Genomic DNA, 14,714 nt, shown 5'->3' on the forward strand with positions numbered 1-14,714 from the left:
AACGAGGCAACTCCGTGTCGACTTGAAGGTGCGGACCTTTCTCGTTCCCCAACAGCGTGAACGACACGATCCTTCGCATGGGTGGGAGGCTCAGCATGATGCAGGCTTCGGGCGACTACTTCTTTTGGTGTCAGATATTGTCGGAACCTACCGCGATCGCACCTAGATCTGGCCGGAGTTCACCCGACGACAGCCGTGACGCCTTGTGTTTGACATACCGAGGTTTGCGTGAGCGACAAGCCCCTTGCGCCCCTTGGGTTCCTTGACGGTAGTCAAGTCATCTGTCAAGAGCGGTTCTCGTGATCCGGCGCTCTGTCTGCCCTCCCCCCTTTTCTGCCTTGCGTGGTGTCAAGAGCGCCCCGTACGGTGTCTATGGTGTCTGAGAGACGGGTTCTCGTGACCAGCCACCGCGATTCCTCTCCCTGATACCTGACTACCGCTCTCCATGAGTGGGACACATGCACATCTGAAGTATGTCTTCTCCGTCAACGCCTTGGAGGCGTGTTCGCCCGTGAAGCTGTCCCCCGTATTGTCAATGGTTCGTCTGTATGACCGCCGTGATGAGCTTCGTGATCATTTCCATTTGAAAAGTCGTCATCTCGTGAACCGCTACTTGTTGATTGCTTCCCGATATGTGCGCAACGATTTGGGGAGCTGACGATGCACCTTCTTTACATCGCTCTTGACCTCCTCAGCGTCGTTCTCCTGATCCTGGAGGTCTCTCACCGCCGCATTCGCGACCATGTTCATGTACACCACGCTCATCAAGAGACGGAACGCCGGTTTCCTACACCGTCGATGAGCCCCAACGAGTTCTTTGCCCTAGCCTCTCCCTGACAGACATCGACAGGACTGTGGGAATGAGCAGCTACGCGACCGCCTATCTGAGCGACGGACGTCCCGTCTGCTCGTTCGGGGATGGCGTTGACGGGCTTTTCTTCATCATCTTCACGAGAGATGACTGGATCGAACTCGAGGGCGACGCGGCGTACGACCTCACGCGACACAACGACCCCGACGGATCGCCAGACGAGGCCTTGGTTACAGGATTTCGGGCCAGTGCCGGAGTTCTGCGCGACCGCTTGGATGTTACGGGCGTTGACACCGACACCGTCGCACGCGAGCTGGAGCGATTAGCCGCGGACCGCATCGAATTGCTTGACAGATTTGCAGCGCGATTCGTAGACGACTCGGGGGAAACCGAAGCGGCGAGGCAACGCGAACTCGTCGCGCTGAAGGCACTCGACTGGCCGACCTGGGTTGCACAACTTCGCTCTGGTTTGCAGGCCGGCCAAGTCGCAGCCCGATTCATCAGTGCCCGGGACGAGCCTGGTTCAGCAAGCTGGCTGATGTCCCTATGGGATGGCCACGACCCCCGGTACCGACTCCGAGCCCTCCTCGAGGCGCTTCCCGGCGACGAACAGATCACGCTCGACCTGGACGACTTGATCGAAGGCGGTTGGCTCGATCCCTCAGTCGACCCTCGGTCCGTCGCCAACGACTTCGTCGCCTACGCAAGCCGAGGTGGTCTTCTTCCGATCGTCCTCGCCGAAGGATCGTTCGACGTCGAAGTTCTGACGTCCGCCCTGAGAGTCCGGCGACCGCACCTTGCCGACTTCATCCGCTTCCCCGACTTCGGCTTTCGACCCGAGGGCGGTGCAGCGGCCCTTCGACAGACAGTTCGGGCCTTTGCCTCTGCAGGGATTCCGAATCGTGTTGTCGCTCTTTTTGACAACGACTCTGCTGCTCGCGATGTTGTTCGTTCCCTTGACGTGGAGTCTCTGCCGCCAAATCTCGTGGTTCGCCACCTTCCGTTCCTCCCGCTTGCAGCGGACTACCCCACGCTGGGGCCACAGGGGGAGCACCATATGGATGTAAATGGGCTCGCGGCGTCGATCGAACTCTTCCTTGGCACCGACGTTCTGATCAAGAACGGCGCACTTCGGCCGATCGAGTGGCGCGGCTACTTGCGGGGCGTGGGGGCGTATCAGGGTGAGGTGGCCGAGAAATCTGCCATCCAAGACGCGTTTCGCGCGAAAGTGAAACTCGCCGAGAGGAACGCGGGAGCAGTCGGTGGGCAGGATTGGTCCGGAATCGACCTCGTTCTCGACCTTATCGTGGAATCGATACGGACCGCCGTCTGATTGAGCGTCCGACTGAACCACCATCGCCGACAACAATATCAATGACGCAGAAGACGGATCTCAGGTCAGCAGCCACTCTGGACCAATGCGCATGCTGGAGGTCGACTCGTCGACGCGTGGGAGGATCAAAAGGAACTTGACATATGTACCCCTGGCGTGAGTTGCTATTGATGTAGATCAGCACAGGACGTATGGGCCTGTCTAACCCTGAAGGCGGCTCTTTGGCCGCCTTCAGTAGTTTCTAGGAACCGGGCAGTCGAGTTGATGCGAGGTGCGCTACGAACGCCGAGTCGGGATCCCGGCCGGCACCAGCAAGGGAGACGAGGTAGCGACCGTCGACCACTGTCGTCGAAGCCCCGCGTGGGATGAACACCTCAATGCGGGCGTCGACACTTGTTCCGTAGGCATGCCCCTTCCCATGCCTCCGAACCTCAACGAGGACAGACACCGCTTCTCTCTCAACGCCGCCCGATCCGATCAATGGAGGAGGGTCGCCTAGGGTTCCGAACCTCCTCCCACCCCAAGACTCGCACCATCTCCAGAGCAGCCTTCGACTCATGTACCGCACGATCCGCTTCCGAGTCCATCGACTGCATTCCAGCGTCTGCCCAGCGCTTGATGCTGCGGAAGTCGGATTTCTGCTTGACCTCTGCCGCAAGCGTGTAGGCCCTCACCGCAGCATCGAGGCCCTCTCTCCGGCGATCCTCCGCCAGATCTACCTGCTGCATCCGCTCCTCGTGATCAAGTCGATTCCTGCCAAGCCATGCATTTGCTGCCACCGTGAACACAGCACCTACACCTGTCACCAGCACTGCAGTCAGAGCAATGACTTCAGAAGCCTCCGCTGCTTCCTGCCGGTTAGCTAAAGCCTTGATCCCCCATCCGATCAACACTAAGACGATGACCACAAGCACGACCCTCACCACCTGCAACGACCACCACACCCGCGGCTTCCACCGAGACCTTGCCAACGCCTCAGTCCACGGGAACTCGTGATCCTCCCTCAGCAGGAATCGCTCTAGTGCTGTTTGCTCGTGACCATCGCCCATCTCAACCTCCGTGACCCGATCCTACGTGATCATCGTCTTTTGCCCTGATCTCAGAAGCGACCCCTCGTGAAACGGAGCATCATCAACTGAGAGCGGCGCTCAGGCTGGAGGTGCGTTCATCCAACCGCAATTGCACCAGCCACGCTCACACCCCTCCGGCGATAGCCGCATCGCAGCAAGCGTTGCCCATGACCTCAGCCCGCCACTCCGATGCATACCGCCCCTCAATGCTCTCGATCTTCGCCCATTCATACGTCAGTCGCGCTTGGTGTGCTCGCCGCAGTAAGTCATCGTGCGACCTGTCTTCTTCGTGGAGCTGCTGAGCCATCGGCCGGTAGACCTGCTCGATCTCGTAGCCACTGGATCGCGGATCACCAAGCTGAATCCCGCGCTCATTGGCAAGCGACCAGCAAACATCGTTCGCGGTTGGTGGCGCTCCGAACCTAACTGCCAACTCACAGGCCATGCGGTCGTAGTCAGCCTCAGCAAGCCCCATCGAACTTCTTCGTATCAGATTGGGCACTCATTGAACTCCCGGATCGGCGTGATAGTGTCGCATGTGAGAACTGCTGTAGCTCAGGCCGGCAGAGCACTTGCATGGCATGCAAGGGGTCAGGGGTTCAAATCCCCTCAGCTCCACAAAATTCGAATAGCGTCCCGTCAGGTGGTCTTGACGGTTCTTACTAGAACAACCGAAATAGTCCTTCGGCCTGAGGCCGAAGGACTATTGGCAGAGCTTCGATGATGCTGGGATCAGACAATCCGCCTGAGCTGCTGATTGGGTCGTTGTCATCGTCTGTCGCCAATGGCGTAGATCTGGTGGGAGGTGGATGCGACGATGAGGGTGCCATTGGGGGCGACTGCTATGGATGCGTGTAGCTCGAAGGCGTCGTGGATCTGTTTTCCGTTGCCGGTACAGTTGGCTTTCGGTGCGATCTCGCTTGATCCTGCCGGGACGATTCGCCACCTGGTTTGGCCGTTGATGGCATCGAAGGCTTGTACGGATCCGTCTGGGCGGGGGAGTATGACGAGGTCACCCACGACGATGGCTGATGCCCATTGTTTCTCGCATGAGACTCCGGTCTGAGTTGCCCAGGTTGCCCTACCGGTGGTCGTGTTGATTCCTTGGACGCCGTGTGAGAGCGAGCTCGCGATGATGAGTGTGTCTCTGTATCTGGCGGGTGAATTTCGCAGGTTGGCGAAGTCACTTGGTTGGTTGGAATCCGAGCCCCACCAGTCGATCGTGCCGACGTATCGATCGAGTGCGATGAGCGATGGATTCCCTGAGCCTCCGTCGATGGCGTATGAAACGATCAGTTTGTCATCTGCAACGGTGGGTGTCGCGTACACGGTGACGGGATCCGTGATGTCGCCTTCGGGGCGGGTCGGATCTCTGCGTGTGAGTTCGATCTGTGTTCGCCACATCGGGAACCCGTCAAGAGTGAAGGCAGCGGCGTCGCCATGGTCACTGACCGCGTACACCATCGTCCCGTCCGATGCGGCACCGCCTCTTATCGCTCCATCGAATTGTGCATGCCATCGTTCCGTCCCGTCGACGTTGAGACCCCACAGGACACCGGATCCGTCTCCGACGATCACAAGGTTCTCGACGATGAGTGGGTTTGTGAATACCGGCGAACCGACGCGGAAGCTCCAGATCTGTCGGCCGGTTGTGAGATCGATACCCCACACGGTCCCTTCGTCACCTGTCGCAACGATCAAGTCACCGCTCGCGGCGACACCATTCACATCGTTGGAAGCACCAAAGTGCCACCGTACTTGGCCGGTTCTCAGATCTAGCGCGTACACGCCATCTGCGGCATCACCAATACCGCGCCGGTCACCTGCGCTTCCGACGACGACGAGACCGTTTGTGATGATCGGACTGTTCAACCATCCCGATATGCCGACATTGGCTCGCCACAATATGGTTGGCGTGAGGATCGGATCAGCTCGTGAACATCCAGATCGGGTCATATCACCTTGAAACGTGGTCCAGTCTGAGCCAGCAGCTACACATTCGGTAACCAGCGAACGATCGGGTTCGGTGAGGGCCGTGAGGAACGCGGCTGCGATGGGGCCCGACGTGGCGCCGCCGGAGGCGCCGCCTTCAACATTGATTGCGAACGCGAGATCGCCGGAGAACCCAACGAACCACGCCACCGTCCCCAGGCCATCCGCCGTCGCTATCTGTGCAGTTCCGGTCTTGCCTGCAACATCCAGCCCGCCAACCCTGGCGGCTTGACCGGTGCCGTGATCGACGACGGCTTTCATCATCATTCGCAAGCTTTCGACCACATCTGGGTCGAGAACCTCGGTGGGTTCGGTATCGGACCCCGAAACCAGTGTCGGTGGGTGCCGCACTCCGGACGCAGCGGTTGCCGCGACGATTGCAAGGTTGAGCGGACTTGCGAGGACCTTTCCCTGTCCAATGGACGATGCCGCGTTCTCAACGGGGTCGGTGGAAACCTCGAAGAAGGAGTCTGCAGCCCGTATCCCTATTTCGATGTGGTCGCCGAAGCCGAACTTGTAAGCCATCTGGGCGATGGCTTCGGGTCCGAGATCTGCCGCTAGTTGGATGAATGCGGTGTTGCATGACTGGGCGAACGCATCTTCGAATGTCATCGACGACGGCAGCGATGCGGCGTTGCCGAATTCCTTTCCCGAGACGTTGACCGAACGTGGGCAGGAAACGAGCGTGTCAGGCTCCAGGCCGTCCTCGAGAAGGGCGGCTGCCACGATGATCTTGAACGTGGATGCCGGCGGGTATAGCCCGTTTGTTGTCCGCCTGAATCCGTCCGCGGGGGTACTCGCTGCTGCGCGGATCTCTCCTGTGTTGATGTCGATGGCAACGATCGATGCCGGAAGAGCGATGCCGTTAAGTGCTTTCTCAGCTGCCCGTTGTACGTCAAACGACAACGTTGTTCTCACGTCGGACGCAGGTGTTCCTTGGAATGCCTTGATCGTTTCGATTGAACCGTCAGCGCCACGTCGAACGATCCGTCTCGTGGGTGTTCCAGCGAGTTCACGTTCGAAGGAGGATTCGAGACCAGATACGCCCACTACTGAACCTGGCGCATACGGGCTTCCAAGGGCGGCCAATGACTCAGCGGTAACTTCACCGGTCGTGCCGAGCAGTAGGGCAGCCCCTCCCGGCTGAACAGGTACCCGTGTCGGCTCCAGTCGGAATGTCACTCCCGGGACCGGAAACAGACCGGGCCGAACCTCTACATAGTCCTCACGGCCAATGGTGGTCACCGGCAGGAACCAGTCGGGTTGAACGCCGGGCCTGTCAAGGACACCGTCGATGACATCGCCCGACACATCGAGCAGCTCCTCGAACGCGTTGACAACATCCTCTCGAGAAACGATCCGTTCCGGGACCAGCCCAATCGTGACCCGCGGAATCGATCTGGTCAGTGGCCGACCATCGGTGTCAGTGATCAGGCCGCGCTGCGGCCATGTACTGATGAGATCGAGCCGATCTCCAGCGCCGAGGGCTGGGTGCATGACCTGCTCATCCCAGACAACGGCCCAGTCATTGTCGTCGCTCAAGGTAAGGCTGACCCTGGAGTCATACTCCCACGTGCCGACGTCTTCGATCTCGACGACAGCGTGGAAGGGCACCTGGGCGTTTGCTCCGTTGATCTGAGGAGCACCAAGGGTGAAACGGACACCCATGACATGGAGCTCCTTCCACCATTCCCTAAGCGTGTCGTCAACCTGCGACTCTGAAGCCGATACGAGACCCGAGATCGTCGCCCAGTCAGAGCCTTCCCATGCCGTTAGGAAGCGTTCAGCGGTGAATTCGGGACTCACGCTTGGAACATCGACAGTGGATGGCCCGGCTCGATCTGAGAGGACTAAGAGTGTGACGGCTACAGCGACCCCAACCGCGACGACGACTCCAGCCAGCTTGCTGGCTGGCTGCAATTTGCCAACTAGAGAGTCGCCCTTGGTCATCTCATCACCGGAACCTCTCCCGAAGGCGCTCCACGACGCGTGACAGTCGGGACCTGATCGTCGACGATCGCGTCGCACGGATCACGGAGGAGCCAATCCCTCAACGAACCGGAGGTCTTCAACGAGACTGATAAGGTGATCGAGGCCCAGCCAGGACCACACTCGGTAGCTGCAGTCGTTGTTGAGCCACACCTGAGCGGTGGATTGTGGCAGAGTGCTTTCGCCTGTCTCTGGGTCGATGTCGTTGTACGGGCCGGTGGTCGAGGGTCTGGGGATGATCGCAAAGCTCCCGTCATCCCAGTCGAATCGGTATGCAGGCCATTGTGCCCAGTCAGGGAAGCCCTGGTCGATCGAGAATATGCTTCCGAGCGGGACGCCGTACGCCGAACGCCCGCAGTCCGTGCAGGGACTGCTGTCGCCTCGGGACCCTGGGCCGTCCGGGTTGTCATATGACACGGTGCTTCCGAATCCGCCGAGGCGCGGCACCGCGTCATCGTCTTGATCGACAAGTCCTAGGGCAGGACACACCTGGTGTTCGGGATCAGACCAGCCGAGAACCAGTTCTCTGGGAACCAGGCCCTTGTCGAGCGGCGGATTGGACCACGGTGCCGCTCCTGAACTGGCTATTTCGACGTGTGTCACGACAACCTCTACGTGCTGTTCGAACGTCAACGGGTCTCCCGGTTTAGGATCGGTGGAGACGATCGTGCCCCCGTCACCCTGTGTCGCTGGTCGTTCGACGAAGTCGACCTGATATGAGCCGCGAAGGCGCCACACCGCCTCGATGGATCGCCATGGCTTGCCGATGAGGTCAGGCATCGTTTCGGTGAGGGTGTCAGGTCCACCTACGATCCTTGCCCAGTCGCTGACCCCGTCGGATGATTCCCAGATGCCTGGTAGGCGATCCCCGTCTGTACCGACCGCTACGTATCGGTGTCCGTCGTACGTGATGCCCGAGAGTTGGAGAGTCCCGAGAGTCACGGTCTCCTCCCATCCGTCAGGCGTCCACAGCAATATGGCGCCCTCCCTTGAGATGCCGGGGTCGATGCGGTCGACCGATTGTGTTCCCGTTGCGACCACCCCGTCAGGTCCCTCAGCAATGTCACGGAGGTCGAAGTCCCATCCAAGATCCTGCTCGATTCGAGCCCACTCGCCGTCGGTATCGAGCACCAGCGTGATGAGCGCGTTTCGGTTGTCCATACCTGTGAGACCGATCGCGCCATCAGAAGCGTCGAACGCGTATAGGAAGCGTTGACCGTCGCGAATTAGGTCGGGGGGAATCTCGATGGTCGACCACGTAACACCATCAGTGGATCGGTGGATCCGTGTGCTGGTCGGGATCCCGTGACCCTGCTGCGAGAAACCGATCAGGACGAGCTCACCGTCGACGGCAGCCATGACCTCCGATACCTCGACCACGTCGAAAGATATCGAATCCCAGTCCAGTCCATTCGAAGTCGTGAACACCATGACTGTGGGCTCCTCGGAATCTTCCTCACGGATCACACCGATTGCGAGTATCTGGCCATTCCAGCTCGTCATCGACGAGATATTCCAAACGGTCCCTGTCTCAGCGGTGATAGCTGTTGGAACCCACAACGCGGCATCGGTAGAAAACCACGTCGATGCGCGGCCGGATTCTGGATCAAACCCAACCGCCACATAGCCCCACGACGCGGCAACGATCTGAGTCAAATCGACACTCAACCCCGGAAGGGCACCAAACGCCGTGCCATCAGGTGGTGGCAGAACCCCGATCGTTGTCGAGACGATCGGTCCGACCGGCAACGTTGTCACCGTCGTCGGCTCATCCACCACCGGATCGTCAGCCACCCACCGCACCAGGAACGGTACGAACCCGATCGCGACAGCCACGAAGACGAGCGCCACCGCGAGAACTAGTGCTGCAGGATATGAACGACCATCGACCGCAACGGCAGGTCGAACGGTTGGATCGACACGCTCTACAACATCTTCGTAGTAGACACGAAGCTGTATACCGAGATCAGACATCTGAGACCACCCCCAAACCATCACGCAGCTTTACGAGACCGCGCTGTACATGTTTCTGCACCGAAGAACGCGACACACCAGTCAATTCCGCAACCTCACTCTGGGTCCAGCCAAACCCTTCAACCAACACCACAGCCACCCGTTGGTTCCGCGACAACGACGCCAATGCCGCCGGAAGTTTCGGCTCGACCCAGTGCTCGCTTGCTGTCGAGACCTCTGGAGCAATTGGAGGTCTTTGACGTCGATAGCGACGCACCTTCGATTGCCCAACACGAAACAGATATCCAACGGGGTTCGACATGTCAGAAATGCGTTCCCAATGTTCCCACGCATACGCAACTGCTTCTGCAGTAGCTTCCCGACCAAGCTCTGGTCCGTATGCAGCAGCAAAGGCGAAAGACAGACGGCGCTCGGCGCCCACTACAAACGTCTCGAACTCGCTAACCGTCATATACCACCCGGGTCTCACAACAAGTAAACCATCGAACACGCACGGATGATGACAACGCTCAAATCTAGATGCTGATCTTACGAATCGGGTGATCTGACGGGCCTTACTAGAACCAAGATTTCATGCAACGGCACGCTGTCATCGTGAGGGAGGCGGACTAGCCCATCAGCGTTGGTTTTGCGACCCTCGCCAGCTCGGGGGATTGGGTCGAGTGGGTGATCGGAAGGCCTTGCGCCACAGGCCCGACTGTGGCGTGATCTACTCATGTTGTGCGACACACAGCGCTTCGAGTTCGACCGTTTTCTCTTGTAGGTCAACGGTTCTTCGGTCGAGAATGGAGTTCAAATAGTGTCCCGTCAGGTCCACGAAGAGAGAGGCGAAGAAACCTCAGCAATAGCTGTGGTTTCGGTGTGTCAGGCTCTATCCGCCGAACAGACGCCATACCCGGTTTGAGTGGCGTTCTTGGTTGAGCATCGATTCTGTGCTCCGCGTCGGCGATTTCGGAGTCTGATTACGGATCAGAAGGTTGGGGGTTCGAGTCCCTCCGGGCGTGCCACGGAAACCCTTGCACTCGGGGCTGTCGCATGAATGTGCGTGGTTCTCGCGTTTTGGTGTGCCGCGCGGGACCATGGTGTCATGGTGAATTTACGTACTGTTGAGCGGGATCAGTTGTTGTTGATGCCACCGTCGTTGTCTGACTGGTTGCCTTCGGATCATTTGGCGTGGTTCATTGTTGATGTGGTCGCCGAGTTGGATCTGTCGGGGTTCTATTGGTCGCTGCGGATCGACGGTCGGGGCGGTGCTTCGTACGACCCGGAAGTCATGCTTGGCATCTTGTTGTATGCGTACTGTGTGGGGGAACGATCGAGCCGCCGTATTGAGCAACGTCTCTGTGACGATGTCGCGTTCCGGGTGATTGCCGCGAACCAGCAGCCGGATCATGCCACGTTGGCCCGGTTCCGTCTTGGTCGCCTGGCGTCGATTTGATGTGGTGTTGGCGGCAGATTATCCGACCGCATGGCTGTACTCGGTTGCGCGGCGCGTGTTGGCCAACAAGCGAAAACGGTCGAGGCGTAACGAGAACACCGCGGAACGTGCCGGTGCTCTTGCTCTGCCGATACGGCTCGACGGCCCGGCAGACGATGCCATACACGTGCTCGAGCTCGACAAGGTGTTTACGGCGATGACACAGTTTTCCGACGCTGACCAAGAACTGCTCGTCCTTGCCGCGCTCGATCAGCTATCGCACGCCGAGATCGCCGTCGTGCTCGATATCCCAGTCAAGACGACCAAATCCCGCGTGTACCGGGCAAGACAGCGGTTGCAGGATCGGCTCGTCCAGAAGGAGTCGCCGACGAGGTTGCGCACCGCCCCAGAAGGAGGTATCCCCAATGTCTGATCCCGATGTTTTCGATTTGTTGCGCGAACTCGATCCGGCTCTTGGCAGTGAGCCTCCTGGCTCGAGCAGTGCATCCGCGCGGAGAATTCGCCGTCGAATCGCCGCGGGAGCTGGCGAAGGGCGTGGGCGAAGACTGGTTCGTCTCGCTGTCATCGTGGGAGGCGCGCTCCTTGTATTGACTGGTATTGCGATCGCGACGGTGTCTTATCTAGACCGTTCGGTGATTCTTCAGTCCGAGGGCCGAGAGCTTGAGCAGGGTACCGAGAGCTTGGGACGTAGCATCACAGTCGACGGTGCGACGTGGACCGTGATTGGATACGGAACGACCGACGGTTATAGCTGCGTCGACTTCGAACTGACGATTCGGGGAGTCTTCGAAGGCTCGATCGGTGATTGTGGCGAGCGTCCCGTGGGGCCGTTCTTCGGCGGGGGTTCCGGAGGGGTCCGAGATGGTGAAACAATGAGGGTTCTCTTGACGGGTAGCTCTGATCCGACGATCACTCGAGTCACCGCGACCGACGTTTTCGGGCATACCCTCACGGATCAACCCGTCGACGGGATATGGTTGATCGTTCCGCGACCAGACACATCTTCGTGGGTCGTAGAAGCGTTTGACGCAAACGGCGACAGAGTCGCCCGCATCGACATCGAGCACAGGTCGTAGGAGTGATCCGCCCTCAGCCTCGGGGTAGGCAAAGGCGGGCCACACTTGCGACCCAGCAGCCGCGGAACGTATTCTGCGCTGCCGCCAAGGGTTTTCTGCCTTGAGGGAATCGCCGAGTCGCTGCTGGGTCTCCACATCTCCGCCAGCCTGTCTCCCCGTCCCGTCCGATTGTGGACAAAGGAGTCCGCCCTGACGACGAAAACGTCGGGCGACGCTTGCCTAGGTCGATCTCTTGACCATACTTTCTGGATGGACGACACAATTCCATTCTCCGAAGTTGAGGCGCATCTATCGGAATTTGCAGACCGGGTGGAGCGACAGCACGAACGGATCTTGGTAACTCGCAACGGGCGTCCTGCGTTTGTTCTTGTGAGTCCCGACGATCTTGAATCTCTGGAAGAGACGCTCACCATTGTCGAGGACGACGACCCCATGGCATCGCTGCGGCGCTAGCTCTTGCAGACGTTGCACATCCAGGCGCAATCACGGCCGTCGTTGATCGTATCTAGCAGTTCGCGATCCGGATGAATCGGGCGGCGAGTTCTCTGACGGGGTCGTGGTCGAACTGTGGCAGTGGTGCCTGAGTGTTCGAACGGTCGCCTTGGATGTTCATAGTGATGCTGATTCCGCCGCAGTTGGCTGTTGCCAGCATCGCCCATCCGTCTGGTCCGATTCCATAACTCAACGTGACGCCGTCGACTTCGACTGAGTCGTGGTCGAGTCCAGAGCCGACGGTTGCGAAGACGGGGCTAGGACTGTCGCCCTCATAAACCCATGCGTAGATGGTTCCGTGCCACGGTTCCATACTTTCGTGGTCAAACGTGACATCGATTGGTGGAGGCCCTGAATCCTGCGTGCTCGAAGGTGAACGACGCTGAGGTTCCTCGACAATGTTCGTGGCTCCGATCGCTTCGAGGATATTCGTGATCCATTCGACGCTGTACACGTCGCGCAGCTCGTTGTTGCCATCTGCGGGGCTAACGAGAGTCGGGTCGAGCCAGGGAGAGGATGCCAGCAGGGCCGTGACATCATCGAGCGTCATGTTCGGTGCCGCTTCTATGAGCATCCATAAGGCAATGTACGGAACCTCAACGGCGGCATACCAACGTGTCACTCCGCGGTCGGAATCTCCCCATGCACGGTAGGTCAAGCCGCCACCGAGCGACACGTCTTGGCCTGCTGGCAGTACAGGTGGCATGTCAGGGGGCATGACTTCTGGCGGCGGTTCGGGATGGTCGTCCTGTGTGTTCCAGCCGACGATCCTGAAGGTGTCTCCTTCGAGGTTGCAGAAGGTCGCAGCGGAACCGCGAACCGGCTGCTCGAGGGCATCGAAGCCTGGAACAACGGCCACAGCAAGAGACACGACACATTGAACGAATCCCTCGGGGATCGTCATCCCAAGGTAGATCGCACCGGCACGGGTCTCTATGCGGTTCACGGTCAGTTTTTGGAGCATGGGTGCGGCAGCCTGCAGGTATTGCGGGTCAGGCGCGGGGAGTTCATACCCGGGCAGTTCCATGATGAAGTGGCGGCGCCGTCCGCCGGTTCTCACGCTCGCTTCGATCCCTCCATCGATCACCCAGCCTGTGAGGTTCTGACCTGAACCGATCGTGTCCTGGTGATATTCGCCACCGGATGCTTGGAGGGCGTCGTAGTCCACGTAGTCTAGAATGCCGCCGTCTGCGTTGCGGGTAACGGCCCTGGCGACGAGATTCCCCGTAGCGTTGAGGCCCGCCCATGCCATCGCTCCGCTCGGGAACTGAACCGCATCGAGACATGCAATCGCGTCGTCGCGGTAGACCGGGATCACCAACGCGACATCTTCGACCGTCACCGAAGTCCACGCCCCGAGGTCGGCGAACGCGCTCATCCGCGCGACCGCCCATTCTGCAAGGAGATCGTGGGCACCACACGCGGGCAGTTCAAAGAACGGAACCAGCAGCGGATTCTTGAACACAGCGCGCGGCACATCCTCGACCACCACCGTGGTCGCGGGAGAGATTTCTTCAGCCGCGATCGTCGTCGATGGTGGCGCGATCGTTGTTGTTGTTGTTGTTTTTTCCACGGCAGGCTCTATTCCTACCCACCGAGCGAGGAACGGTGCCAGGCCGATTCCAACCAGAACGAAGAGCGCGGTAGCGGCAAGAACCAACAGTGGACGATACGTCGGCTCCGATACGGACGGACTTGGTGGCGTCATTGGATCGACGCGCTCGACCACGTCCTCGTAGTAGCTGCGGATCTGGAATCCAAGATCAGACATCAGACTCGACTCCCAACTCTTGTCGTAAACTCGCCAGTCCCCGACTGAGATGCTTCTGAATCGACGACCGTGAAATCCCGGTCAACTGCGCGACTTCGTCTTGCGTCCATTCGAAACCCTCAACCAGCACGACCGCCAACCGCTGACGCTGCGACAAGGCTGCCAAGGCGGCGGGGAGCCCGGGCTCGACCCACGGTTCCCGGTCGATTGGTGCGTCCGGGGCGACCCGGGTTCTATGTCGGCGATGCAGACGCACCCGAGACTGACCGACCCGATAGAGGTATCCCACAGGATTCGACATAGCGGACAACCGATCCCAGTGCTCCCACGCGTACGCGACGGACTCGGCTGTTGCTTCCCGACCGAGCTCCGGTCCATACGCGGCAGCGAAGGCGAAAGACAGCCGTTGCTCCGCATCGCGCACGAACACCTCAAACTCCGAAGCGGCCAAAGCCCACCCGATCTCTCACAACAAGTAAACCAAATAGAACGCCTGGGTGATGACACGAATCAAACCCCAATATCGCGTTTCGGTCACGCACCGAGCCAGCCATGTCGTCGAACCTCCTCGTCACCCAATGAAACCGCCTGAGACGGCATTATGATGACCTAATCGCAAACATGACATCGGTTGTCATCATAAATCCGCTGACGAGGGTTTAGAGATACAAGAGACCGAGACGGGAGGACATCGCTTTGCGGAGACAGTCCGCGGTACGCGATGGAGGGATTCTCCTTTCTGTAGTGGTGGTCTTGCTGGCTGCAAAC

Annotated in this window: 14 protein-coding genes and 1 tRNA gene; 6 read left to right on the top strand and 9 right to left on the bottom strand. The window is 59.3% G+C overall.

The genetic code is table 11. From position 1 onward, the window contains the following. Window positions 1-609: 609 nt before the first annotated feature. Window positions 610-765 carry a hypothetical protein gene (locus IIC71_08025; protein ID MCH7669132.1) on the bottom strand — a complete coding sequence of 52 codons (156 nt, stop codon included), beginning with the start codon at window positions 763-765 and terminating at the stop codon, window positions 610-612. Between the two features lie 95 nt (window positions 766-860). Between IIC71_08025 and IIC71_08030 the strand changes: the two genes are divergently transcribed. Further along, a complete protein-coding gene (locus IIC71_08030) occupies window positions 861-2,144 on the top strand; it encodes a hypothetical protein (protein MCH7669133.1) in 1,284 nt (427 codons plus the stop codon). A 241-nt stretch (window positions 2,145-2,385) separates the two neighbouring features. Here the strand turns inward: IIC71_08030 and IIC71_08035 are convergent, their stop codons facing one another. From IIC71_08035 to IIC71_08045, 3 genes are all read right to left on the bottom strand, one after another. Next, complete coding sequence (locus IIC71_08035) at window positions 2,386-2,592, bottom strand: hypothetical protein (GenBank protein ID MCH7669134.1); 207 nt, start codon at window positions 2,590-2,592, stop codon at window positions 2,386-2,388. A 10-nt stretch (window positions 2,593-2,602) separates the two neighbouring features. Then, window positions 2,603-3,193, bottom strand: a complete 591-nt coding sequence (locus IIC71_08040) for a hypothetical protein (protein ID MCH7669135.1) — start codon at window positions 3,191-3,193, stop codon at window positions 2,603-2,605. A 145-nt stretch (window positions 3,194-3,338) separates the two neighbouring features. Next, on the bottom strand, window positions 3,339-3,689 hold the full coding sequence (locus tag IIC71_08045) for a hypothetical protein (GenBank protein MCH7669136.1): 351 nt from the start codon (window positions 3,687-3,689) through the stop codon (window positions 3,339-3,341). Window positions 3,690-3,761: 72 nt separating this feature from the next. Between IIC71_08045 and IIC71_08050 the strand changes: the two genes are divergently transcribed. Next, window positions 3,762-3,832: transfer RNA gene (locus IIC71_08050), tRNA-Ala, on the top strand. Window positions 3,833-3,982: 150 nt separating this feature from the next. Here the strand turns inward: IIC71_08050 and IIC71_08055 are convergent. The 3 genes from IIC71_08055 to IIC71_08065 all read right to left on the bottom strand — a co-directional run bounded on the left by IIC71_08055 (window position 3,983) and on the right by IIC71_08065 (window position 9,659). Beyond that, complete coding sequence (locus IIC71_08055) at window positions 3,983-7,156, bottom strand: PQQ-binding-like beta-propeller repeat protein (protein ID MCH7669137.1); 3,174 nt, start codon at window positions 7,154-7,156, stop codon at window positions 3,983-3,985. 81 nt (window positions 7,157-7,237) lie between these two features. Beyond that, the gene (locus IIC71_08060) at window positions 7,238-9,169 is read right to left on the bottom strand and encodes a PASTA domain-containing protein (protein MCH7669138.1); all 1,932 of its coding nucleotides are present in this window, start codon (window positions 9,167-9,169) and stop codon (window positions 7,238-7,240) included. Further along, the gene (locus IIC71_08065) at window positions 9,162-9,659 is read right to left on the bottom strand and encodes a sigma-70 family RNA polymerase sigma factor (protein ID MCH7669139.1); all 498 of its coding nucleotides are present in this window, start codon (window positions 9,657-9,659) and stop codon (window positions 9,162-9,164) included. Before IIC71_08065 ends, IIC71_08060 begins: the two co-directional genes overlap by 8 nt. Window positions 9,660-10,256: 597 nt before the next feature. Here IIC71_08065 and IIC71_08070 point away from each other — a divergent pair. From IIC71_08070 to IIC71_08085, 4 genes are all read left to right on the top strand, one after another. Beyond that, window positions 10,257-10,607, top strand: a complete 351-nt coding sequence (locus tag IIC71_08070) for a transposase (protein ID MCH7669140.1) — start codon at window positions 10,257-10,259, stop codon at window positions 10,605-10,607. Then, window positions 10,561-11,019, top strand: a complete 459-nt coding sequence (locus IIC71_08075) for a sigma-70 family RNA polymerase sigma factor (protein MCH7669141.1) — start codon at window positions 10,561-10,563, stop codon at window positions 11,017-11,019. Before IIC71_08070 ends, IIC71_08075 begins: the two co-directional genes overlap by 47 nt. Next, window positions 11,012-11,683, top strand: a complete 672-nt coding sequence (locus tag IIC71_08080; GenBank protein ID MCH7669142.1) for a hypothetical protein — start codon at window positions 11,012-11,014, stop codon at window positions 11,681-11,683. The genes IIC71_08075 and IIC71_08080 overlap by 8 nt, the downstream gene beginning before the upstream one ends. A 249-nt stretch (window positions 11,684-11,932) precedes the next feature. Beyond that, window positions 11,933-12,136 (top strand): type II toxin-antitoxin system Phd/YefM family antitoxin, encoded by a 204-nt coding sequence (locus IIC71_08085; GenBank protein ID MCH7669143.1) that lies wholly within the window; start codon window positions 11,933-11,935, stop codon window positions 12,134-12,136. 52 nt (window positions 12,137-12,188) lie between these two features. Here the strand turns inward: IIC71_08085 and IIC71_08090 are convergent, their stop codons facing one another. Both IIC71_08090 and IIC71_08095 read right to left on the bottom strand, forming a co-directional pair. Beyond that, complete coding sequence (locus tag IIC71_08090; protein ID MCH7669144.1) at window positions 12,189-13,946, bottom strand: hypothetical protein; 1,758 nt, start codon at window positions 13,944-13,946, stop codon at window positions 12,189-12,191. Continuing rightward, window positions 13,939-14,376 (bottom strand): sigma-70 family RNA polymerase sigma factor, encoded by a 438-nt coding sequence (locus tag IIC71_08095; protein MCH7669145.1) that lies wholly within the window; start codon window positions 14,374-14,376, stop codon window positions 13,939-13,941. The genes IIC71_08090 and IIC71_08095 overlap by 8 nt, the downstream gene beginning before the upstream one ends. Between the last annotated feature and the right edge of the window lie 338 nt (window positions 14,377-14,714).

The organism is Acidobacteriota bacterium (assembly GCA_022562055.1).
Classification (GTDB): Bacteria; Actinomycetota; Acidimicrobiia; order Spongiisociales; family UBA5794; genus BMS3BBIN02.